The organism is Limosilactobacillus sp. (assembly GCF_051873035.1).
GTDB lineage: Bacteria > Bacillota > Bacilli > Lactobacillales > Lactobacillaceae > Limosilactobacillus.
The window spans coordinates 1-21722 of sequence record NZ_JBJEEL010000044.1; the positions used below are offsets into that span (position 1 = coordinate 1).

Genomic DNA, 21722 nt, shown 5'->3' on the forward strand with positions numbered 1-21722 from the left:
TGGTAGTCAAACGGCTAGTTCATCCAGCAGTAGTTCACTGACTTCCCAACGGACCACTACGAATACCACCACTAATAATAACAACCGGTCAACGGTTACTAATAACACCACCACGGGGACTTCCAACGCCACAACTACCCGGCAACCGGCAACGTCTACTAATACCCAGGGGACGACGGGCAACCAGGGAACTAGCAATGCAACTACCGGTGCGGCAACTAACACTGTCACCCGTTAATGTTTGGAGGAGTTAAAAGTGAATTTACCTAATAAACTAACAGTTGTCCGTTTAATTATTATTCCCTTCTTTCTCTTGTTAATGGTTTTACCATTGAACTGGGGAAGCGTTACTTTCTGGGGAGCAACCATTCCGTTGGCGCAACTGATTGCGGCCGTCCTATTCATCGCGGCTACCATTACGGATAATCTGGATGGTCGAATTGCCCGGAAGAATCACCTGGTAACGAATTTTGGGAAGTTTACGGACCCACTGGCCGATAAACTACTCGTGATGACGGCATTCATCGTCTTGACTGGTAATCAGGTAGTTCCAGCCTGGGTAACAGCGATTATCATTTGGCGTGAATTATCCGTTACGGGACTGCGGCTCCTCCTTGTAGAGCAAGATGGGGTTGTCCTGGCTGCTAAAATGCCCGGTAAAATCAAGACAACAACCCAGTTTATCGCGATCATCTTCTTGCTAATGAATAATGTTATCTTTGCCATTTGGAACATTCCATTTGGCCAAATCATGTTATACATTTGCTTATTCTTCACGATTTACTCGGGTGTTGATTACTTTATTCAGGGCCGGGGCGTTTTCGCCGATGGTTTTAAATAAAAATTCATGATATTAAAAGGCTTCTAGTGTCTGACTTGTTCAGCTGCTAGGTGCCTTTTTAGATCAGACTTAATCTGGTTGGTAAATGCAATTTCGTGGGATATGCCTAATGGTGCGTATTTAATATTTAGGAGGTTGGAAAATGAATGCGGAGATTATTTCAGTTGGTACGGAGTTAGTCCTGGGGCAGGTGACTAACACAAATGCGCCGCTGTTAGCGCAAAAGTTAGCAACACTTGATATTGAGGCTCCCTACCAAGTTACGGTAATGGATGATGCTCAGCAGATTGGGGCAGCAATTAAAACCGCTCAGCAACGGGCAGAGTTGATTTTTGTCTGTGGGGGCTTAGGCCCGACGACGGACGATGTTACTATCACAAGCACGGCTACTGCCTTAGGGGTTCCGCTAGCAACCGATGAACAACACTGGGCGTGGATTAAGGAAACCTTTAAGCAACGGCAAATCGAGATGCCAACGGAAAATATTCAGCAAGCCCGTTACTTAGGCGGGGGGGTTGCCCTTGCTAATCCGGTGGGCTTGGCACTTGGTAGTTGGTATGACCATGCTGGCCAAGTAGTCGTCGTATTACCGGGACCACCGGCAGAGTTCAAGGCCATGGTAAACCAGAGCCTGATGCCACGTTTGCAGGCCCGCTACGGTCAGGGACGGCAGATCGTGAGCCGGACCCTTAACTTCTTGGGACGGCCAGAATCACAGTTGATGGATGAGATTGAAGAGGCTACCAAACAGTTTTCAAGCATGACGGTCACATCATATGTCCAACCAAGTCAGATCCAGGTCCGAATCAATGTCTACGACCTGCCACAGCCGGCGGCTACCAAGTTACTCGATCAAGTAACGGCGGCCATCTTAGCAGTTGAACGACCATTTTACTTTGGTACCGGTGACCAGTGCAGCCTAGCGCAGGTGGTAGTAGAGCAGCTGACTAAGCAGCAACAGACGATTACCGGAGCGGAAAGTTTGACTGGTGGACTTTTCCAAAGCACCCTCTGTTCCGTTCCCGGCGCCTCCAATGTTTTTGCCGGCGGTTTCGTTACCTACGCAGCTCGTGCTAAGGAACAACTTATTGGGGTCGATCAATCGATCATTGACCAGTATGGGGTGGTTAGTTCGCAAACCGCTGCGCAGATGGCAGAAAAAAGTCGGGAAAAGTTAGACGCTGACTTTGGGGTGTCCTTTACGGGGGTTGCCGGACCCGATGCTTTAGAGGGCCAGCCAGCCGGAACTGTTTGGCTCGGGCTGGCCCAACGTAACCAACCCGTTCAGACAAAGGAACTTCACCTGGCCGCCTACATTGGTCGGCAGGCGATTCGTAATCTGAGTGTGCAGTACGGATTACAGATGGTGTACCAGGCACTTCAACGGTAATCGAACCGTTGTTCGCTTTTTTCTTGTTTTTTCGCTTAAAAACTGGTATCGTTAATTGACGGATACGAATCCTAATAAAGGAGGAATTTAATTTGGCAGACCAGCGTAAAGCAGCATTAGATGTTGCATTAAAAAAGATTGAAAAGAACTTTGGTAAGGGTTCGATTATGCGCATGGGTGATGCTGCTGACATGAAGATTGCCACTGTCTCCAGTGGTTCGTTAGCGATTGATAAGGCACTTGGTGTCGGCGGTTATCCCCGGGGAAGAATTGTTGAAATCTATGGACCCGAAAGTTCTGGTAAGACGACAGTAGCTCTACACGCAGTTGCCGAGGTTCAACGGCAGGGGGGTACGGCAGCTTATATCGATGCTGAAAATGCCCTTGACCCGCAATATGCTGAAGCACTGGGCGTCGACGTTGATAACTTACTCTTGTCACAGCCAGATACTGGTGAAGAAGGGCTAGCAATTGCGGATGCCCTGATTGCCAGTGGTGCGGTGGACCTAGTGGTTATTGATTCCGTAGCGGCGTTGGTTCCACAAGCGGAAATTGATGGTGATATGGGTGATGCCCACGTTGGTCTTCAGGCCCGGTTAATGTCACAGGCATTACGGAAGTTGTCTGGTGAGATTAATAAGACCAAGACGATCGCCATCTTTATTAACCAGATTCGTGAAAAGGTAGGGGTAATGTTTGGTAACCCTGAGACGACGACTGGTGGTCGGGCCCTGAAGTTCTACTCAACGATCCGGATGGAGATTCGGCGAGCAGAGCAGATTAAGGACGGGACCGATGTTATCGGTAACAAGGCCCGGGTAAAAATTGTGAAGAACAAGGTAGCGCCGCCGTTCAAACGTTGTGAAGTTGATATCATGTACGGCGAAGGGATCTCTAAGACCGGTGAGCTCCTGGATATGGCGGTTGATAAGGACCTTGTAAATAAGAGTGGTGCCTGGTATTCTTACGGCAATGAGCGGATTGGTCAGGGTCGTGAAAATGCTAAGAAGTGGCTGGCAGAACATCCTGATAGCATGAACGAATTAATGAATAAGGTTCGGGTTGCTTACGGGATGAAGCCGCTAGACGGTAGTGATGAAGACCATTCATCTTCTGATAGCCAACAGGAGACCATCGAAGAAGCAAGTAAAAACTAGCTTTAGTTGGTAGCCGCCTTTAACAGCTAATGTTTGAGGTCAAACTAAGGGAGCACGATAGGATCGAGTCCCCGTAAGCACAAATAGAGGTCCAGAGTTCGGCTTGTACCGGGCTTTGGACCTCATTTGTGTACCATGTTGTTCGCTTTTGTACCTATCCAGGAGGATTTATGCCACGGCCCCTTAATTTTACCTAGGGGTTATTAATTCGCAATGGCCCGAATAATATTGTTGACACTTAAGAAACGTAAGATTAAAATTTATTTTGTGTGATGTTTTTTGACAGCACACGGTGAAAATACTTAACCAACCAACAACAAATAGTTGAAGCGGGGGTGAAATAGTGCAGTTATTAATTTTCGCCGCGCTTTCTATGGTTGTCGGTCTTATTATTGGCTATGTTGTCCGTAAGTCTGTGTATGAAAAGCAGTTAACGGCAGCAAATCAGACGGCCGCAGGAATTCTTGCGACAGCCAAGACGGAAGCAGAAACGGCGAAAAAGGAAGCAATCCTTGAGGCCAAGGAGGCCAGTCATCGTTACCGTGAAAACGTCGAAGATGAGTTGAAACAACGGCGGAGTGAGGTCCAACGTCAAGAGGACCGTTTACTACAACGGGAAACCAGCTTAGACCACAAAGATTCGGCATTGGAAAAACGAGAAACCGCGGTGGGGAACCGTGAACACAAACTGGATCAACAAACCGAAAAACTTCACCAAGCCCAACAGGCCGCGGATAATCTGATTGATCAGCGCCAGGCGGAGTTAGAGAAGGTTGCGCAGATGTCGCATGATGATGCTAAGCACCAACTGCTGGCTGAGATGAAGAATCAGTTAAAAGCAGAGCGGGAAGTGATGATCCGTGATAGTGAACAAGAAGCCGAGATCGCAGCGGACCGTAATGCTAAGAAGCTAATCGTTGAGGCAATTCAACGGAGTGCCGCGGATGTAGTTTCTGAAGCGACGGTTTCAGTGGTTAACCTACCGAATGATGATATGAAGGGGCGGATTATTGGTCGTGAAGGCCGTAATATCCGGACACTGGAAACATTGACGGGGATTGACTTGATTATTGATGATACGCCAGAGGCAGTCGTCTTAAGTGGCTTTGACCCGGTTCGGCGCGAAATTGCCAAGATTGCGTTAGAGAAGCTGATTCAAGACGGTCGGATTCATCCGGCCCGGATCGAAGAAGCCGTGGAAAAGGCCCGTAAGCAAATGGATAGTCAACTCCGGGAAACCGGGGAACAGGCACTCTTCGACCTGGGAATCCATTCGATGCATCCGGACCTAATTAAGACGGTCGGTCGAATGAAGTACCGGACGAGCTACGGGCAAAATGTTTTGGACCACTCAATTGAAGTCGCTAAACTGGCCGGTATTATGGCTAGTGAACTAGGCGAAGACGTTAACCTGGCTAAACGCGCTGGTCTTCTTCATGATATTGGTAAAGCAGTTGACCATGAGGTAGATGGATCGCACGTTGAACTTGGCGTGGAGCTGGCGCGGAAATATAAGGAAAATAAGGTTGTAATTAATACAATCGCTTCACACCATGGTGATGTTCCTGCGGCGTCAGTAATTGCGGTGCTCGTTCAAGCGGCAGATGCCATTTCAGGTGCCCGACCAGGTGCCCGGAGTGAGTCACTGGAGCAATATATTCAACGCCTTAAGAAGCTCGAAGGCATAGCTAATAGTTATGATGGTGTCGACCATAGTTTTGCAATTCAGGCCGGCCGCGAATTACGGGTAATTGTTAAGCCAAAGAAGATTTCTGACTTACAGGCGACGACTTTGGCCCACGATATCAAGCAACAAATTGAAAAACAACTAGAATATCCGGGACATATTAAGGTCACGGTTATTCGTGAAGTCCGGGCAATTGATTACGCTAAGTAATTATTTGTGATGCGGTCAGTAAATTGATTGTTAAATAAAAGAGGCTGGAAACCCAGTCTCTTTACTATTTTAAATACAAGGTGACTAGCCGGTCTCTTGCACTGGCTAATGAGAAAAAATATAATTGGATAGTAATTGTTTGGACAGTAATTTAATGAGGTGAACCTTTTTGGCAAAAAAACAAACGCCGATGATGGAACAGTATCAAAAGGTCAAGGACCAGTACCCAGACGCCTTTCTCTTTTACCGGTTGGGTGATTTTTATGAGCTCTTCAATGAGGACGCGATCAAGGGGGCTCAACTACTAGAACTGACGTTAACCACACGTAATCACAGTGCCAAAAACCCAATTCCGATGTGCGGTGTTCCGCACCGGGCCGTCGAAAGCTACGTTGACGTCCTGATTGATAAGGGTTATAAGGTCGCAATTTGTGAACAAATGGAAGATCCTAAAAAGGCGAAGGGAATGGTTAAACGGGCTGTTACCCGGTTAGTTACTCCTGGAACCCAGATGGATTTAACGGGCGATCAAGCGCGTAGTAATAACTATTTAGGGGCAATTAGCCAGGATCAGGATCAATTTGCCCTGGCTTATACGGACCTTTCAACGGGTGAACTAAAGACGACCACGTTTAGTAACGTCGACGGGGTGATTAATGAGTTGATTAACCTGCAGACGAAGGAGGTTGTCGGTGAAGGAGACCTACCAGACCGGTTACTAACGGCCCTTAAGAACCGGCATATTCTCCTATCACAGCAGGATGAAATCCTTAAGCGTTCAGAAATCAGCTACTTAACTCAAGACCTTACCCAGACCGCTCAAAAGCACGTGGTTGCACTGTTAGTTTCCTACCTCCTAACCACGCAGAAGCGGTCGTTAGCTCACATTCAGCGGGCGGTTTCCTACCAGTCGAGCTCCTTTATGAAGATTGATCACTATTCTAAGACCAACCTTGAATTAATGACTAACCTGCGGAGTGGTAAACGGCAGGGAACACTATCCTGGTTATTGGATGAAACCAAAACGGCGATGGGGAGCCGGTTATTGAAGCGGTGGCTGGATCGACCGCTGATTGACCCGGCCGCTATTCAAGAGCGGCAAGATAAAGTGGCAGAGTTATTAGACCACTACTTTGAACGTAGTAATATCCAGCAGGAATTGATCAAGGTTTATGACCTAGAACGACTGGCTGGCCGGGTAGCGTACGGGAGCGTTAACGGCCGGGACCTGATCCAGTTAAAGACCTCCCTCCAGCAGGTTCCTAAGATTAAGTACGTGTTAGAGACACTGGATTCACCGGTGTTTGCTGACCTAACTAAGCGACTGGATCCGTTAAGCGATGTCGCGCACCTAATCGATGAATCAATCGTCGAAGAACCGCCGATTGCCGTAACCGATGGTGGCCTGATCAAGGATGGCTATAATAAGCAACTCGACCAGTACCGGGATGCAATGAATAATGGTAAGCAGTGGATTGCTGATTTACAGGCCCAGGAACGGCAAGTCACTGGGATCAATAACCTAAAGATCGGCTATAATCATGTCTTCGGTTACTACATTGAGGTAACGAAGGTTAACCTGGATAAAATCCCCCGTGACCGGTACGAACGTAAACAAACCCTGGTAAACGCCGAACGTTTCTCGACCCCTGAATTGAAGGAAAAGGAAGCTTTAATCCTCGGTGCCCAGGAGAAGTCCGTGGCCCTCGAATATGACCTTTTTGTCAAGATCCGTGACCAGGTAAAAGAACAGATTCAACGACTCCAGAAACTGGCCCAGGCCTTATCCGAACTGGATGTCTTGCAGAGTTTTGCGGTGGTCAGTGAAAATTATCACTTTGTTCGGCCAACTATGAATACGGGGCACCGGCTTTCCATTAAGGATGGTCGTCACCCCGTCGTGGAAAAGTTTATGGGTCACCAGGAATATGTCCCTAACGATGTTCAGATGGGGGATGACACTGATATCCTGTTGATCACCGGTCCTAACATGTCAGGGAAGAGTACCTATATGCGCCAACTAGCACTGACAGCAGTGATGGCGCAGATGGGCTGTTTTGTTCCCGCGAGCCGGGCCGAATTACCGATTTTTGATCAGATCTTTACCCGAATCGGGGCGGCCGATGACCTAATTTCCGGGGAAAGTACCTTCATGGTCGAGATGATGGAAGCAAATAATGCCTTAAGTCATGCCACGGATCGTAGTTTGATCCTTTTCGATGAAATTGGGCGTGGTACCGCCACCTATGATGGGATGGCATTAGCCCAGGCAATTATTGAATACGTCCACCAGCATGTGCGGGCCAAGACCCTATTTTCAACCCACTACCATGAACTGACGAGCCTGGAAGAAACTCTTCCCCGCCTAAAGAACGTCCACGTGGGGGCCACTGAAAAAAATGGTGAGCTCGTTTTTCTCCACAAGGTTAGTGCCGGCCCAGCGGATAAGTCTTACGGGATCCACGTTGCTAAGCTGGCTGGGATGCCGGAATCACTACTGAAACGGGCCGACCAGATTCTACAAAAGCTAGAACAAAAGGATGTTGAACTACCGACAACGACTCAACCAACAGCGCCAGCAGTGGACCGGGTAGCTGAGGATACTACCCCGTCCCAACCAATGGTAGAACCCAATGGTCAATTGGAGCTGTTTGCTACGAAGCCGACAGGTAGCAAGCAAAATTCGAAAGAGCGACGGGTAATTCAAGAGCTAAAGAAGCTGAACCTAATGGGGATGACCCCAATGGAGGTAATGAACCAGCTCTATGAGTGGCAGGAAAAGTTGAAGTGAGGTGGTTAGTCAATGGGGCAAATTCATGAATTAAATAGCGTCCTAGCTGATCAAATTGCTGCCGGTGAAGTGATCGAACGTCCAGCATCAATTGTGAAAGAGTTGGTAGAAAACGCCTTAGATGCACATAGTCGGCGGGTTGATATTGTGGTAGAAAACGCCGGTCTGGATAGCATCCGGGTAATTGATGATGGTGACGGTATTGCTGCCGATGAAGTTGAACTGGCGTTTAAGCGGCATGCGACCAGCAAGATTAGTGACCGGAAGGACCTTTTTCGGGTGCAAACAATGGGTTTTCGTGGTGAAGCCCTACCAAGTATTGCCTCAGTAGCCGACGTGATTTTAACTACGGCCCAGGAGGGAGCCACGGCTGGCCGGTTGATCCACCTGCACGGCGGTGAAATCTTGACGAACAAACCAGCGCCCGCCCGGCGGGGAACCGATGTCCGGGTGACGGAACTGTTCTTTAACACACCGGCCCGCTTAAAGTATTTAAAGTCTCCCCATACCGAACTAATGCGGATTACGGATATCGTTAACCGTTTGGCCCTGGCAAATCCGGCGGTGGCCATTAGCCTGACCCATAACGGTAAGGAGATTTTCCGTTCGGCTGGTAATGGCAATCTTCAGCAGGTGATCGCTGCGATTTATGGTATTCAAGCTGGGCGTAAGATGCTAGCGGTCCGGGGAAGTGATGATGATTTTAAAGTGACTGGTTTTGTATCATTACCTGAACTAACCCGGGCGTCTCGCCAGTACATTACGATCACGATTAACCACCGTTATATTCGTAACTATGAATTAACGAAGGCGATTATTCAGGGCTATGAGTCTAAGCTAATGGTGGGCCGCTACCCATTGGCGGTTATCAATATCGACCTAGATCCGGTTTTGGTGGATGTGAATGTGCACCCGGCCAAACGGGAAGTGCGGTTGAGTAAGGAACCCCAGTTAGTTAAACTGATTTCTCAGACAATTCGCCAGCGGATTGCACAGGAAAACCTGATTCCGGACGTACCCGCAACCGATTTTGGTCCCCAGCCAGATGCACACGTGGTTGACGACTTAAACCGGCGACTGCAGGAGGCCGCCCAGCCGTATTCAGTTGACCAGCCGGCCCAGTCGCCGGCAGCTGCTGAAACGGCTCCGGCATCCCCAGCCCCGGCCTCGGCTGGTCAGGCCGCCGGTGCCGATACGGTTGATAGCCAACTCAGTGCTCCGGTAATTATCCACCAGACGGACGAACTCAGCTCACCACAAATGAAGAAATTTGATGCTCGCTACCAAAATGAGGGGACTGTTCGGCCATTTGGTGATGAGCTACCGACACCGGCTAGTTCTCAGCCAAGTAAGCCCACCAACGTGGAGTTGGACGTCCATGATAAGAGTGACGAAGCACAAAAGCGTTTTCCTGACCTCCAGTACATTGGCCAACTCCAAGGAACCTTTTTATTAGCCCAGGCCAGCGACGGTTTGTACATTGTTGACCAGCACGCGGCCCAGGAGCGGATTAATTATGAACGTTATCGTAAGGAAATCGGACAGGTGAGTCCGGACCAGCAGACCTTTTTGGTCCCCCTGGTACTAAACTATTCAACGGTTGATGCAATGAACATTAATAATCATACGGCAGTCTTAGAAAGTGTTGGCCTTCACCTAGAGCCTTTTGGTCAAAATAGTTTTATCCTGCGGTCTCACCCGACCTGGTTTAAAGAAGGGCAAGAAGAGGATACGGCAAAAGAGATGATCGATTGGCTGATTAAAGACGGCAAGTTGACCGTACGTGAGTTTCGGATGAAGACCGCCATTATGATGTCGTGTAAACGGGCAATTAAGGCCAACCACCACCTTGATGACCGGGAGGCCCGGGCGCTATTAAAACGGCTTCCCCAATGTGAGAACCCCTTTAATTGTCCCCACGGGCGTCCAGTTACGGTTCATTTTAATGACCGTGACTTAGAGAAAATGTTTAAACGGATTCAGGAATCCCATGTGCCATATGCTGATGATTTTGATGATCATGAGTTTTAACTATAAAGGAGTTATCTAGACGTGTATGAATATTTAACGGGGGTAGTTAGTGTTGTCACTCCCCAATACATTGTGATTGACGTACAGGGAGTGGGATATAAGTTACTGGTGGCTAACCCCTACCGTTTTCAAGAAGACCCCCACACGAAAGTCCGGGTGTATGTCTACCAGGCGGTCCGTGATGATAATATTTCACTATTCGGCTTTGTTGACCAGGCCGAAAAGCGGTTGTTTACGCAGTTAATTAACGTTTCTGGGATTGGACCCAAAAGTGCTCTGGCGATCTTAGCTAATCCTGACCACCAGGGGCTGGTTGATGCGATTGCTAGTAATAATGTTAGTTATCTAACTAAGTTCCCAGGAATTGGGAAGAAAACGGCCTCGCAGATTGTACTGGATCTCAAGGACAAGTTAGCCAGTACGGCGGGTGGTAACCTATTTAATCCGACCCAAACGACCACTAGTGAGGCTAATCCGGCGTTAGACGATGCTTTAGCAGCCCTTAAGGCGTTAGGTTATAAGGAACGTGAAATTAAGAAAATTAAGAAAGAATTAGTAACCACGGATGGCACAACCGATGAGTATTTGCGGAAGGCACTCCGGCTATTAAGCTAAAAAAGGAGGGGTAACGTGGCAGAAAAAGATCAGCGGATTCTGTCGGATGAGTCCCAAGACGAAAGTGAAGCGCAGATTGAACAAACCTTGCGGCCACAAACGTTAGCCGAATATATCGGCCAGGAACAGTTGAAAAATAAACTGGCGGTTTACATTAAAGCAGCCCGGGAACGGGAAGAGGCACTTGATCATGTGTTACTTTACGGACCACCGGGTTTAGGGAAAACGACGTTGGCAATGGTCATTGCCCATGAGATGGCAGTTAATATTAAAACTACTAGTGGCCCGGCAATCGAAAAACCAGGGGACCTGGTGGCATTATTAAATGAGTTACAACCCGGGGACGTTCTGTTTATTGATGAAATTCACCGCCTACCGAAAGTAGTTGAAGAGATGCTCTACTCTGCAATGGAAGACTATTACATTGATATTGTGGTGGGCGAAGGGCCGACCGCGCACCCGGTTCATTTTCCGCTACCGCCGTTTACGCTAGTCGGTGCGACCACCCGGGCCGGAATGCTCTCGGCCCCGCTTCGTGACCGTTTTGGCATTGTTGAGCATATGAATTACTACAATACCGAAGAGTTGAAAAAGATCATTTTCCGGTCTGCACGGATTTTTAACACTAAGATTGAGGACCAGGGTGCCCATGAATTAGCCTTGCGGTCGCGTGGGACGCCCCGGATCGCTAACCGCCTCCTTAAGCGGGTACGAGACTTTGCCCAGGTTGCTAGTAAACCGCAGATCGACTTTACAACGGTTAAACAGGCCCTGGACCTCCTTCAGGTTGATAGCCACGGCTTAGATGAAGTTGACCGCAAAATCTTACTGACGATGATTAATTTTTACCAGGGGGGACCAGTCGGCCTCAAGACAATTGCGGCGAATATTGGTGAAGAAGCTAACACCATTGAGGAAATGTATGAACCGTACCTGATCCAAATCGGTTACCTCACACGGACCCCCCGTGGGCGGGTAGTAACGCCAGCGGCCTACCAACACCTAGGAATTGTTTACCCAAATGATGAAGGAAAGTAAAATGACTAAAAAAGTAATCTTTGAATTAAGTGCGCAGCATCAGCACGCCCGTAGTGGACGTCTGACGGTGGCTGACCACCAATTGCTAACGCCGTTGCTGGTCCAGACCGGTAGTACGGTAGCCACATTGACAAGTGAGGAATTACAGCACCTGGGGGTACAGGCCATTAAACAGGCAGCACTACCATACTGGCTGGCCGCTAGCGAGGAGCAACAGCCACAATTTACGGACCTCCATGCGCGTCTGAAGTGGCCAGGCCTGATTGTCGGAGAGACCGGGTCTGAACAGGCCTACCGATGGGCCAAACCACGGGGACGAAAAAAAGATGGGGTTAGCTTTCACGAGCCTCAAACAGGGCAGCAGAAGCGCTATACGCCAGAAATGGGTCTTACTTGGCAGGCCAAGTTGGGTTGTGACCTCCAAACCACCTTTAGCCGCTGGGAAAATTACTATGCACCGGTGGATGATTTACGGGCTGCGGGACAGCAGACGAGTACGTGGCTACCTAATCCGTGGCCCCAAAATACACTAGCCGCAATCGCGGGCGGGGGGCTAAAGCGGGTTCGTCGCTTAGGAGTTCAGGCGGCGGTTGCACATGCTCCCTTCGGCTATGCCATCGTTGGGGTTGATCCGGAAGTGAAGCTTGATGAGCAAATTCGTTTACTAACTGAAGTGACAACCATGTTGCCCAGCGCGGGGCTTCGTTATTTCCCTACGGCGGGCTCAATTGAACAAGCACTACTAGCAATGGTTGCCGGAATGGATCTCGTTGATACCGACTGTGCAGGCCAGGCGGCCCAGCACGGGGTTGCCTTTAATGGCCTAAAGCGTTTGCACTTAGCAAAGGAGCACCTAATCCGTGATACGGCAACCTTAGTTCCGGGGTGTCAGTGTCCAACCTGTCAGGCTGGTTATAGCCGGTCTTACCTACACCAGCTAGTAATGACCCGTCAACCACTTGGAACGCGGCTCGTACTCGTCCACAACCTATTTGTGCTTAATAAGTTAGTTGCGGAATTACGCCAAGCAATCAACGCTGATCGGGTAGCCGAGTGGACGACCGAACGCTCACTAGGCTAGTAGTGGTTTTTAGTGATAAAGTTTGGTACAGTTAATAAAGAGATTTTTTTGAAAGGAATGGATAAAATCGTGAATATTTCAAACTTCTTAACTCTGGGGGCAGCCGGTTCAGGTAATGCCGGCTACTCAAGCATTATTCTGATTGTTTTAATGATTGCGCTGATGTACTTCTTCATGATTCGGCCACAGCAAAAGCAACGTAAGCAACATCAGGAAATGATGAATGAACTTCACAAGGGCGACGAGGTTGTTACCATTGGTCGTCTACACGGGAAGATTGACTCAGTTAACAAGGAAGACCAGACGGTTACGATTGATTGTGAAGGTATCTACCTCACCTTTGATATGGTAGCCATTGCGCGGGTCGTTAAGCGTGCTAGTGAAAACACTCCTGCTCAACCGGCTGCTAAGGAAGCAGCACCAGCGGAAAAGAAGGATGATGCGGACGAAAGTAAGGCAGCGGATGCACCAGCTAGTGATGCGGCCGACGACACCGCTAAAGATGACGATGAAAAATAACAATTGACTAATTTGTGAAAACGTGCGAAACTCTTAACTGGTAATTAGTTAAGGGTTTTTGCTTTTGAAAGCCCTTTTATTATTTTTCACTTACCAGGGTCTGCATTATCCTGGTAAGACTGCCAATAACAGGAGGGAATTGCTAATGCAAATTGGATTGATTGGTTTGGGAAAGATGGGTATTCACCTTGCTCAAAACATGCTGCGCAACAACAATGACGTAGTTGCTTTCGATTTAAACAAGGATGCAGTTAAGGAAGCCGGCTCATACGGTGCACAAACTGCTTTCACTCTTGATGAAATGATCGAAAAGATGGACACACCCCGGACTATCTGGGTGATGGTTCCAGCTGGTAAGCCAACTGATGCTACGATGGCACAATTGGCTGACAAGTTATCTGCTGATGACGTCGTTATCGATGGTGGTAACACTTACTGGAAGGACTCCTTAAAGCACAACCGGATGCTGACTGAAAAGGGTATCCACTTCTTTGACTGTGGTTCTTCAGGTGGTTGGCATGGTGCCCTTGAAGGTGGTAACTTCATGATCGGTGGGGACGACAAGGATGTCTTTGAACGGATCCGCCCACTCTTTGAAGGAATTTCCCAAAAGGATGGCTACCTTTACACTGGTAAGGCCGGTTCTGGTCACTACCTCAAGATGGTTCACAACGGTGTTGAATACGGTATGATGGAATCTATCGGTGAAGGTTTCGAAGTGCTGGAAGCTTCTGATTTCGACTACGATAACGCCGCAGTTGCTAAGTTATGGAACAACGGATCAGTTATTCGTTCATGGCTGATGGAATTAGCTCAAGCTGCCTTTGAAAAGGATCCTCACCTGGATGAAATCCAAGGTCGGATGCACAGCAGTGGTGAAGCTCACTGGACGCTGGTAGATGCAATGGAACACGGTGTACCAACTCCTGTTATCTACGAAGCCCTGGCTGCTCGTTTCAAGTCCATGCAAGATGATACCTTTGATGGTAAGGTCGTTGCCGCATTGCGGAATGGTTTCGGTGGCCACGCTGTTGACAAGAAGTAGTCACTAAGTCGGACATACTAACCTAAACAACAAAGAGACTGGAAGTTTTTCCAGTCTCTTTATTGTTTAAAATTTGGTAGACGATCAGCAGTTCAGGTTAGAATCCCACCCCGTTTACTGTTATACTTAATTGTTAGACAATTTTGGAAAGAGGAGACCAGATTATGGCGGACCAATTAGAAGCAATTTTTGAACAAATTAAAAAATATAATAAAATCATTATCCACCGGCACCAGCGTCCCGACCCGGATGCTATCGGCTCTCAAGTCGGCCTGGGTGAAATCTTAAAGGCATCTTTCCCCTATAAGCAGGTATACCTGGTTGGTAAACACATTCCGGGCTTTGACTGGATTGGAACCATGGATGATATCGACGGGGCAACCTTTAATGATGCCCTGGTAATCGTCACGGATACGGCGAATGCTCCCCGCATTGACGACCGGCGCTTTAATAATGGTGATGAGCAAATTAAAATTGACCACCACCCGAATGATGAACCCTTTGGTGATCTTATGTGGGTCGAACCAGCAGCGTCAAGTTGTTCGGAAATGATCTATGACTTTTACCAACACTTCCGCGACCAGCTGACCCTTCCAAAGCAGGCGGCACATGCATTGTATGCTGGCATTATTGGTGATACCGGTCGCTTCTTGTACCCAGCAACGACGCCCCGGACGATGTTAGTAGCCGGTGCGCTGATGGCGGCGGGCGCAAACGCGGCGGCCATTAGTCAACGGGAAAATGAAATTACCCAACCCGTCGCCCGTCTGTCAGCCTACGTTTACGAACACCTAACCATCCTGGACCATGGGGCCGCGTATGTGGTGCTGACCGATGACGTGTTAAAACAGTTTGGCCTAACGGAAGCCGGGACTTCGGCAGTGGTTTCTCTGCCGGGGCGGATTAAAGATGTTCAGGCCTGGGCAATCTTTGTCCAGCAAGAAGACGGCCACTACCGGATCCGTCTCCGGTCAAAGGGACCGGTAATTAACGAACTGGCTAAAAACCATGATGGTGGGGGACACCCACTAGCCAGTGGTGCTAAGGCTAAAGACGAGGCCGAGATCAAACAAGTAATTAATGAACTTGACCAGTTAACCCGTAGTTAATAATGGCGGGGAAAGGAGCACAAATGGCAAAGAAGACTTTTAATGACTTTAAGTTAAAACCATATCTGGTGCAGGCGGTCACAGCGATTAACTTTCGTCAACCAACGCCGGTCCAGGAAAGGGTAATCCCCGATATTCTGGCTGGTAAGAGCGTTGTCGGTCAATCGGCTACCGGGAGTGGTAAGACTCACGCCTTTTTACTACCGATTTTTTCGCGAATTGATGCTAGTAAGCAGGCGGTGCAGGCGGTAATTACAACCCCCAGTCGGGAATTGGCCTACCAGATTTACAATGCTGCTAAGCAGTTAAATCGTTTTGCTGAGCAACCACTGACCATTCATAACTATGTAGGTGGGACCGATAAGCAGCACCAGATTGACCAATTAGAGCGTAAACAACCCCAGTTGGTCATTGGTACACCGGGCCGGGTCCTTGACCTAATCAACGCCCAGCACCTTGATATCCACATGGCTACCATGTTTGTGGTCGATGAGGCCGATATGACCCTGGATATGGGCTTTTTAAAGCAGGTTGACCAGATTGCCAGCCACTTTCCAGAGGATCTGCAGATGATGGTCTTCTCGGCGACGATTCCGCAAAAGTTGCGACCGTTTTTGAAGAAGTATATGGCCAATCCGGTCGTTGAGGAAATTCCGACCGCGACGGTAATTAACCCGGACGTGGAAAATTGGTTGATGTCGACGAAGGGGCAGGATAAGAATCAGTTGATTTACCGTCTCCTGACGATGGGTGAGCCTTACTTAGCCCTGGTTTTTGCTAATACTAAGGAACGAGTAGAGGAATTGACCCATTACCTGAGTGAACAAGGGTTAAAAGTGGCCATGATTCACGGTGGCCTGGAACCACGGAAGCGGAAACGGGTGATGCGGCAGATTCACAACCTCGACTACCAGTACGTCGTTGCTTCGGATTTAGCGGCCCGGGGGATCGATATTGATGGGGTTTCGTTGGTGATTAATGATGACATCCCAAGTGATTTGGAGTACTTTGTTCACCGGGTTGGCCGGACAGGCCGTAATGGGATGCCCGGGACGGCGATCACCCTTTATGCCCCAGCAGAAGACGACTTGATCGCTAAACTGGAAGAGCGCGGGATTAAGTTCATTCCAAAGCAGATCAAGAATGGCCGAATCGTGACGACTCACGACCGCAACCGGCGAAAGAAGTACCAGCGGCGGCAGGCCGAACTAGATCCGTCCATGAAGGGCTACGTTAAGAAGACCAAGAAAAAGGTTAAACCAGGATATAAGAAGCGGATTAAGCGGGCGATTAAAGAGGACGAACAGCAAAAACGTAAGCTTGAGCTCCGGCATAAAATCCGGAAGGCCAAACGGCAACGACAGCGGCAACACCGCCGGGAACGAGCTGGCCGTTGATTTTTAATCCGGAGTTCGCTATAATATGAATCGTTTGGGATATGCCTGTAAGGTTGCCACTTTCAGAAACGGCCGGGTTGTTGTGACGGCTGACTGGCCCGTACATGGTGCTCCCCATCCGTAAATTGTGAATAAACCCTGGATAGGGGAATTAAAGAGGTAAACGAATTCCATCGTTGCAAGCAAAGTGGTACCGCGTCGGTAGGCGTCTTTGTTGCAAGGATGGTTTTTGTTTTTGAAAGGAAGAGAAGGATGAAAAAGCTGAAGAAACTAAACAGTGCTCAAGTGCGACGGATGTACTTGGACTTCTTCAAAGAACACGGCCACAAGGTAATGCCAAGTCAATCCTTGGTACCGGTTAATGACCCGACCCTGCTGTGGATTAACTCAGGGGTAGCCACGATGAAGAAGTACTTTGATGGTAAGGTGGTTCCGGATAATCCACGGATGACCTCCTCACAAAAGAGTATTCGGACCAACGATATCGAAAACGTTGGGAAGACGGCCCGTCACCACACCATGTTTGAAATGCTGGGGAATTTCTCAGTCGGCGACTACTTTAAAAATGAAGTAATTCCTTGGGCCTGGGAATTGTTAACCAGTGATAAGTGGTTTGGCTTTGATCCAGCCCGCCTGTACATTACTTATTATCCTAAGGACCACGATGCTTATGATAAGTGGCGTGAAGTCGGCGTTGCTAAGGATCACCTGATTCCGGATGAAGATAATTTCTGGGATATCGGTCAGGGTCCTTCTGGTCCAGATACCGAAATTTTCTATGACCGTGGCCAGGAATTTAATAACCTGGCTGAAGATGATCCCGAGAACTATCCAGGTGGCGAAAACGAACGTTACCTAGAAATTTGGAACATCGTGTTTAGTCAATTTAACCACACGCCGGAAAACACCTATGAACCGCTCCCGCATAAGAACATTGATACGGGGATGGGACTAGAACGGGTAGTTTCAATCTTTGAAAACGCCCCGACGAACTTTGAAACGGACCTTTTCATGCCGTTAATCAAGCAGGTCGAAAAGCTGTCAGCCGGTAAGAAATATGGTGAAAATAAGGCTGACGATGTTCAGTTCAAGATTATTGCGGACCATATCCGGACGATTACCTTTGCCATCGGTGACGGCGCCCTCCCATCTAACGTTGGTCGGGGCTACGTTATTCGGCGGCTTCTCCGGCGGGCCGTGGTTGCTGGTAAGAAACTGGGAATCGATGACCCATTCTTGGCCGACATGGTCCCAACCGTTGGTAAGATCATGGAAGACTACTATCCAGATGTATTAAAGAACGCGGACTACATTGCTTCGGTTATTAAGTCGGAGGAGGACCGCTTCAGTTCAACCCTTAACGGCGGCCTGAACCTCTTGAACAGCGTAATTGCCGACGCTAAGCAAAGTGGTAACAAGCAAATTGACGGGCGGACGGCCTTTAAACTTTACGATACTTACGGTTTCCCGATTGAATTGACTAAGGAATACGCTGAAGATGAAGGCCTGACGGTTGATGAAGATGGCTTCCAAGCAGCGATGACTGAGCAGCAAAACCGGGCCCGGAATGCTCGTGACATGGACAACGGGATGGGGGTTCAAACGGATCTCTGGACGGACTTTAAGACAGCAAGTAAGTATGTTGGTTACACAGATCTGAGTGTGGATAACGCGAAGGTCATCGGCCTGGCCCACGATGGTAAACAGGCTGATAGTGCGCAACCTGGTGACAAGGATATTGAAGTTATTTTTGATACCACGCCTTTCTACGCTGAAATGGGTGGCCAGGTTGCTGATACTGGTGACATTATCGATAACTACGGTAAGAAAGTTGGCCGGGTTGTCGATGTTCAACATGCACCAAACCAGCAAAACCTTCACCGGGTTGAGTTGACGGCACCGCTAAAGAAGGGGGCCCGTTACAAGCTGGTTGTTGACCGGATTCGGCACTTAAAGATTGAAAAGAATCACACGGCGACCCACTTGCTCGACCAAGCCCTGCGGAATGTTTTAGGTGGTCATACCCAACAGGCTGGCTCACTGGTTGAAGAACACTACCTTCGGTTTGACTTTAACCACTTCGGTCAGGTAACCGCAAAGGACTTAGCTGCGGTTGAAAAGATGGTTAATGACCAAATCTTTAAGGAAATCCCGGTTAAGACGATTGAAACGGATATTGACTCTGCTAAGGAAATGGGAGCTATTGCCCTCTTCTCTGACAAATATGGCGACAAGGTGCGGGTTGTTAAGATTGGCGACTACAACACCGAATTCTGCGGTGGTGACCACGTTAAGAACACGAACGAATTAGGCCTCTTCAAGATTGTTTCTGAAGGTGGGGTTGGTGCTGGTGTTCGGCGGATTGAAGCCGTAACCTCTAGCGATGCCTATGAATTCCTGCAGAAGCGGAACCAGCTGTTAGAAGAAACGGCGGCCGACTTAAAGGTGGCCCAAATTAAGGAAGTTCCACACCAAGTAGCTACACTGCAAGACGAATTAAAGCAGGCGAATAAGCAGACCGCCGCATTACAGGCTAAGATTGCTGCTCAACAGGCTAACAGTGTCTTTGACAATGTTCAAGATACTAAGGCTGGCCGGTTGATCGCTGCTGAAGTTAAGGTTGCCGGAATGGGACAATTACGGCAATTGGCAGATACTTGGCGGGCCAAAGGGTTATCCGATGTTCTTGTCCTAGGAACTGCTAATGATGGTAAGGCCAACTTATTAGTTGCTGTTAATGACGATAAGGTTAAAGCGGGCTTAAAGGCCGGTGACCTCATCAAGACAATCGCCAGTGCAATTAAAGGTGGCGGTGGCGGCCGGCCAAACTTGGCCCAGGCCGGCGGTAAGGATCCGGCTGGAATCCCGGCGGCCCTTAAATTGGCTAAGGAATACTTAAATAAGTGATCAGTTAAATATTAAATATTAGCGGGAGCGAGGGAGAAAGTAGAACGACCCTTTCGCTCCCGTTGTGTATTCTGCTACCTGGTGGCTGAAACATTAGAGTCTTCACTGAAAATAACCGACTTTTTATTATTCGTGGGCCATGTTAATTGTGCTTTATGGCTGAGTATAGTAAAATAACTACTTAAGAGACTATCTGGAGGTGACGATTGATGACTGCCAATAATGATAAGACAATGTTCTTCGATTTCGGTCAAGAACGCCAAGAAGACATCAAGGAAACATTAAAGACCGTTTACGAAGCACTAGAGGAGAAGGGATATAACCCAATTAACCAAATTGTTGGTTACCTGCTTTCTGGTGATCCGGCTTACATTCCGCGGTTAAATGATGCCCGGAACTTGATCCGTGCACATGAACGCGATGAAATCATTGAGGAATTAGTTCGGTCGTACCTGAAAAATAATGGTGAAACCAAATGAGGTTAATGGGGTTAGATGTAGGCTCAAAGACGGTCGGTGTGGCTGTTAGTGATCCACTAGGCTGGACGGCCCAAGCGGTCGAGATTATCCCAATTGACGAAGAGGCTGCGGTTTTTGGAATTGACCGGGTAGCAGAATTAGTAAAGCGCGAGCAGGTTGCCGGTTTTGTTTTGGGTTTGCCAAAAAATATGAATAACACCGAGGGGCCCCGGGTAGAGGCTTCTAAGCACTATGGTGAGTTATTGACTAAACGTTTTCCAACGATTCCGGTTGATTTTCAAGATGAACGCTTAACAACGGTTGAAGCACACCGGATGTTAGTTGAAGAAGCGGATATTTCACGTGCAAAGCAAAAAAAGGTGATTGACGAAGTGGCAGCGACATTCATCTTACAAAGCTACCTTGATCGTCACGGACGGTTAGTACAAAAACTAAAGTAGAGGATGATTAAAGTGACTAAGAAGCAAAATAATGAAGACAACTTAATTACCTTAATTGACGAAGACGGTAATGAACAGCTGTTTAAGGAACTGTTTACCTTTGATTCCGATGACTATGGAAAGTCATATATCTTTATTTACCCGGCGGAACAGGAGAATGACGAATCAGTCGATATTCAAGCTTATATCGTCGATGATAATCCTGATGGTGATGGTCAGGACCTGGTCCCGATTGAAGATGATAAGGAATGGGATATGGTTGAGCAGGTTTTAAATACCTTCCTTGATGATGATGGTAACTTTAAAGCCTAGTCAGCGTTGATTGATAAATTAGGTTAATGCCTCCTGGTATTCGCTAGCGAACACCAGGAGGCTTTTATACTACTTAACCAGTAAGGTCATGCTATAATGCTGATGGCAATGATAAGAAAGGGTAAGGTAAAAGATGGTCTTAACAACACTCATTATTTTAATTTTAGTCGGTTGTTTCATTAATGGTCACCGACGAGGATTGATTATGATGGCCCTATATACGGGAACCTACCTAGTTAGCTGGGTAATTGCCCGGACGGGGGCGCCATTATTAGCCCGGGGCTTGACCAACCTGCTTCCCGACGTAGCGACGGGTTCATCGTATTCGGGACACTTACTGGCGGCCGTCAATCTCAATGACTTTTTTAGCCGGGGCCTGGCCTTCCTGGTACTTTTTACGGTTGTTTCTATGGCCTGTCATTGGGGAATTCGTCAGTTGCGTTGGATTAAGCGGGTACCGATAATTGGTACGGCCGACCGGCTTGCCGGCGGTGTCTTATCCTTTGTAATTGGTTATGTAATTATCTTTTTAATTTTAATCGTACTGCAGCTATGGCCAGCTGAATGGTGGCAGTTGCAGATGGCTAATTCGGGGCTGGCCCGCTGGATCATTGACCAGACCCCCCTGTTAGCCCACCTAGTTTTACAAACACTTGCATAAGAGGAAGTAAAA

General features: G+C 48.2%; 19 protein-coding genes. All 19 read left to right on the top strand.

Features of this window, described 5'->3' with window-relative positions:
* On the top strand, positions 1-238 hold a 238-nt coding region (locus tag ACI31H_RS03985; RefSeq protein WP_439770708.1), incomplete at its 5' end, for a hypothetical protein.
* Positions 239-256: 18 nt separating this feature from the next.
* Entirely contained in the window at positions 257-841 is a 585-nt protein-coding gene (pgsA, locus tag ACI31H_RS03990) for a CDP-diacylglycerol--glycerol-3-phosphate 3-phosphatidyltransferase (protein WP_439770709.1), read from the top strand.
* Between the two features lie 142 nt (positions 842-983).
* Positions 984-2231, top strand: coding sequence for a competence/damage-inducible protein A (locus ACI31H_RS03995; protein WP_439770710.1), 1248 nt, complete (start codon positions 984-986; stop codon positions 2229-2231).
* Between the two features lie 92 nt (positions 2232-2323).
* On the top strand, positions 2324-3388 hold the full coding sequence (gene recA, locus ACI31H_RS04000) for a recombinase RecA (RefSeq protein WP_439770711.1): 1065 nt from the start codon (positions 2324-2326) through the stop codon (positions 3386-3388).
* A 343-nt stretch (positions 3389-3731) separates the two neighbouring features.
* A complete protein-coding gene (gene rny / locus ACI31H_RS04005; protein WP_439770712.1) occupies positions 3732-5285 on the top strand; it encodes a ribonuclease Y in 1554 nt (517 codons plus the stop codon).
* A gap of 169 nt (positions 5286-5454) precedes the next feature.
* Positions 5455-8076, top strand: coding sequence for a DNA mismatch repair protein MutS (gene mutS, locus ACI31H_RS04010; RefSeq protein ID WP_439770713.1), 2622 nt, complete (start codon positions 5455-5457; stop codon positions 8074-8076).
* Between the two features lie 12 nt (positions 8077-8088).
* Entirely contained in the window at positions 8089-10107 is a 2019-nt protein-coding gene (gene mutL / locus ACI31H_RS04015; protein ID WP_439770714.1) for a DNA mismatch repair endonuclease MutL, read from the top strand.
* A 21-nt stretch (positions 10108-10128) separates the two neighbouring features.
* Positions 10129-10722, top strand: coding sequence for a Holliday junction branch migration protein RuvA (gene ruvA / locus ACI31H_RS04020; RefSeq protein ID WP_439770715.1), 594 nt, complete (start codon positions 10129-10131; stop codon positions 10720-10722).
* A gap of 15 nt (positions 10723-10737) precedes the next feature.
* Positions 10738-11760, top strand: a complete 1023-nt coding sequence (gene ruvB / locus ACI31H_RS04025; RefSeq protein ID WP_439770716.1) for a Holliday junction branch migration DNA helicase RuvB — start codon at positions 10738-10740, stop codon at positions 11758-11760.
* 1 nt (position 11761) lies between these two features.
* Positions 11762-12841 carry a tRNA-guanine transglycosylase gene (locus tag ACI31H_RS04030; protein ID WP_439770717.1) on the top strand — a complete coding sequence of 360 codons (1080 nt, stop codon included), beginning with the start codon at positions 11762-11764 and terminating at the stop codon, positions 12839-12841.
* 57 nt (positions 12842-12898) lie between these two features.
* Positions 12899-13360: a preprotein translocase subunit YajC gene (gene yajC / locus ACI31H_RS04035; protein WP_439770718.1), complete on the top strand. Its 462-nt coding sequence runs from the start codon at positions 12899-12901 to the stop codon at positions 13358-13360.
* A 145-nt stretch (positions 13361-13505) separates the two neighbouring features.
* The gene (gnd, locus tag ACI31H_RS04040; RefSeq protein ID WP_439770719.1) at positions 13506-14405 is read left to right on the top strand and encodes a phosphogluconate dehydrogenase (NAD(+)-dependent, decarboxylating); all 900 of its coding nucleotides are present in this window, start codon (positions 13506-13508) and stop codon (positions 14403-14405) included.
* 164 nt (positions 14406-14569) lie between these two features.
* A complete protein-coding gene (locus tag ACI31H_RS04045; RefSeq protein WP_439770720.1) occupies positions 14570-15514 on the top strand; it encodes a DHH family phosphoesterase in 945 nt (314 codons plus the stop codon).
* 23 nt (positions 15515-15537) lie between these two features.
* Entirely contained in the window at positions 15538-16911 is a 1374-nt protein-coding gene (locus ACI31H_RS04050) for a DEAD/DEAH box helicase (protein ID WP_439770721.1), read from the top strand.
* Positions 16912-17163: 252 nt separating this feature from the next.
* Positions 17164-19818 (top strand): alanine--tRNA ligase, encoded by a 2655-nt coding sequence (gene alaS, locus ACI31H_RS04055; protein WP_439770722.1) that lies wholly within the window; start codon positions 17164-17166, stop codon positions 19816-19818.
* Positions 19819-20027: 209 nt separating this feature from the next.
* Positions 20028-20297, top strand: coding sequence for an IreB family regulatory phosphoprotein (locus ACI31H_RS04060; RefSeq protein WP_439770723.1), 270 nt, complete (start codon positions 20028-20030; stop codon positions 20295-20297).
* Positions 20294-20737 (top strand): Holliday junction resolvase RuvX, encoded by a 444-nt coding sequence (ruvX, locus tag ACI31H_RS04065; protein ID WP_439770724.1) that lies wholly within the window; start codon positions 20294-20296, stop codon positions 20735-20737. The genes ACI31H_RS04060 and ruvX overlap by 4 nt, the downstream gene beginning before the upstream one ends.
* 3 nt (positions 20738-20740) lie before the next feature.
* Positions 20741-21049, top strand: a complete 309-nt coding sequence (locus tag ACI31H_RS04070) for a DUF1292 domain-containing protein (RefSeq protein ID WP_439770725.1) — start codon at positions 20741-20743, stop codon at positions 21047-21049.
* 133 nt (positions 21050-21182) lie between these two features.
* Positions 21183-21710, top strand: coding sequence for a CvpA family protein (locus ACI31H_RS04075; RefSeq protein WP_439770726.1), 528 nt, complete (start codon positions 21183-21185; stop codon positions 21708-21710).
* Positions 21711-21722: the final 12 nt, after the last annotated feature.

What these genes read in the sequence shown, in the direction of transcription:
- ACI31H_RS04060 (WP_439770723.1), top strand. Translation starts at nt 20,028, where the DNA reads ATGACTGCCAATAATGATAAGACAATGTTCTTCGATTTCGGTCAAGAA.
- gnd (WP_439770719.1), top strand. Translation starts at nt 13,506, where the DNA reads ATGCAAATTGGATTGATTGGTTTGGGAAAGATGGGTATTCACCTTGCT.
- yajC (WP_439770718.1), top strand. Translation starts at nt 12,899, where the DNA reads ATGGATAAAATCGTGAATATTTCAAACTTCTTAACTCTGGGGGCAGCC.
- ACI31H_RS04050 (WP_439770721.1), top strand. Translation starts at nt 15,538, where the DNA reads ATGGCAAAGAAGACTTTTAATGACTTTAAGTTAAAACCATATCTGGTG.
- ACI31H_RS03995 (WP_439770710.1), top strand. Translation starts at nt 984, where the DNA reads ATGAATGCGGAGATTATTTCAGTTGGTACGGAGTTAGTCCTGGGGCAG.
- alaS (WP_439770722.1), top strand. Translation starts at nt 17,164, where the DNA reads ATGAAAAAGCTGAAGAAACTAAACAGTGCTCAAGTGCGACGGATGTAC.
- mutL (WP_439770714.1), top strand. Translation starts at nt 8,089, where the DNA reads ATGGGGCAAATTCATGAATTAAATAGCGTCCTAGCTGATCAAATTGCT.
- ACI31H_RS04075 (WP_439770726.1), top strand. Translation starts at nt 21,183, where the DNA reads ATGGTCTTAACAACACTCATTATTTTAATTTTAGTCGGTTGTTTCATT.
- ruvX (WP_439770724.1), top strand. Translation starts at nt 20,294, where the DNA reads ATGAGGTTAATGGGGTTAGATGTAGGCTCAAAGACGGTCGGTGTGGCT.
- ACI31H_RS04070 (WP_439770725.1), top strand. Translation starts at nt 20,741, where the DNA reads ATGATTAAAGTGACTAAGAAGCAAAATAATGAAGACAACTTAATTACC.
- ACI31H_RS04030 (WP_439770717.1), top strand. Translation starts at nt 11,762, where the DNA reads ATGACTAAAAAAGTAATCTTTGAATTAAGTGCGCAGCATCAGCACGCC.
- ACI31H_RS04045 (WP_439770720.1), top strand. Translation starts at nt 14,570, where the DNA reads ATGGCGGACCAATTAGAAGCAATTTTTGAACAAATTAAAAAATATAAT.